General features: G+C 77.7%; 1 protein-coding gene and 1 pseudogene. One reads left to right on the top strand and one right to left on the bottom strand.

Annotation, left to right across the window (positions count from 1 at the left end; translation table 11 throughout):
* Positions 1–347 (top strand): annotated as a pseudogene (locus tag ACFV6I_RS39050) (galactokinase); the annotation flags it as partial.
* Positions 348–404: 57 nt separating this feature from the next.
* On the opposite strand, the gene ACFV6I_RS39045 reads toward ACFV6I_RS39050, so the two are convergent.
* Positions 405–1118: an NADPH-dependent F420 reductase gene (locus ACFV6I_RS39045; RefSeq protein ID WP_380340471.1), complete on the bottom strand. Its 714-nt coding sequence runs from the start codon at positions 1116–1118 to the stop codon at positions 405–407.
* Between the last annotated feature and the right edge of the window lie 347 nt (positions 1119–1465).

The following is a 1465-nucleotide window of genomic DNA, read 5'->3' as shown; positions in this document are numbered from 1 at the left end:
CGCGCCGGGTCGGCCGGGGCGGCGGGGGGGGGCCCGGGGGCCCCCGGCCCGCGGCCCGCCCCCCCCCGCGCGGCCCTCACCACACCGCCCGCCCCCCCCCCCTGCGCGACGACCACCGGTTCTCGGGCCCCTACCGGGACCTCGCCGTCGAGGCCGCCCTCGCCGCCGGCGCCCACGGCGCGCGGATGACCGGCGGCGGCTTCGGCGGCTCGGTGATCGCCCTCGTCGACGCACCGGCCGCCGACACCGTTGCCGCCGCCGTCACCACCGCGTTCCGCGCGGCCGGCTACGCGGCCCCGCGCACCCTCACCGCCGTCCCGGCCGAGGGGGCCCGCCGCACGGGCTGACCGGGCCCGTCGAGGTCGGCGCGGGTCACGGCTTCCCGGGAGCACGCCTTCCCGGGGTCACGCCTTGTGGTCCGCCGGGCGCTCCGGAGAGGCCTCCGCGAGCGCCCGGGTCACCGCCTCCACCCCGGCGCGCAGCCCGTACACCGGCGTGCCCGGCTGCTGCCGCCAGGACTCGTCGATCCCGCCCGCGTCCACCGTGTCGAAGCCCAGCTCGTCGATCAGCGCCCGCACCACGCGCTTGGCCGCCTCGTCGTCCGCCGCCACCGGCACGGCGATCCGCTCGGGATCGCCCTCCGGCCGCGGCCGCTCCAGCAGGTCCTGCGCGTAGGTGCCGTTGAACGCCTTCACCACGGGGTGGCCGAGGTGCCGCTCCGTCCACCGGCTCTCGGTCAGCCCGTCGTCCTCGATCTCGTCGATCCGGCCGTCGCGCTGCTGCGGGTAGTAGTTGCCGGTGTCGATCACCGCCGCGCCCGCGGCCGCGCCGTCCAGCAGCCCGGCCGGCAGGTCCGGCACGTTCTTCAGCGGCACCGTCACCACCACGACCTGTGCCCCACGCGCCGCCTCGGTGGCCGGTACGGCCGTCGCGCCCGTCTCCTCGGCCAGGGCGGCCAGCGACTGCGGACCGCGCGAGTTGGCCACCGAGACGTCGTGCCCGAGCGCCGTCAGCCGTCGGGTCAGGTTGCCGCCGATGTTGCCCGCACCGATGATGCCGATCTTCATGTCAGACCCCTGTTCGCGAGTGTCACACGCTTGTCGTCCTGCCCCAACCACCCGGTGGCGCCGTCGATTCCCGGTGCAGGGTGGTTCTTCCGGACCCAGGGTCGGGCCGGGCCTGGCCCCGGCTCCACGGCCGTCGGGAGAGTGGGTGCCATGACCGACAACGCCCCGTCCTGATCACCGGCGGCACCAGCGGCATGGGCCTCGCCACCGCCCGCCGCCTCCTCGCCGCCGGTGACCGGCTGCCCGCCGTCCAGGCCGTCGTGGGCTGACGTCCGGCTTGATCCCCGGCTGGTCCCCGGCCGCGTGCGGTGCCCGGGGTGGGGGGGGCAGGTCGGGGCCGGCCCCCCCCGCCGCCGCTCCGGGGGGTGTTACCTCAAGTGTCCGCCGCCTGTGCGTGG

It is taken from the genome of Kitasatospora sp. NPDC059803 (genome assembly GCF_042732255.1).
GTDB lineage: Bacteria > Actinomycetota > Actinomycetes > Streptomycetales > Streptomycetaceae > Kitasatospora.
The sequence above is the reverse complement of the archived record's forward strand: the minus strand, read 5'-3'. Positions and strand labels throughout refer to the sequence as shown.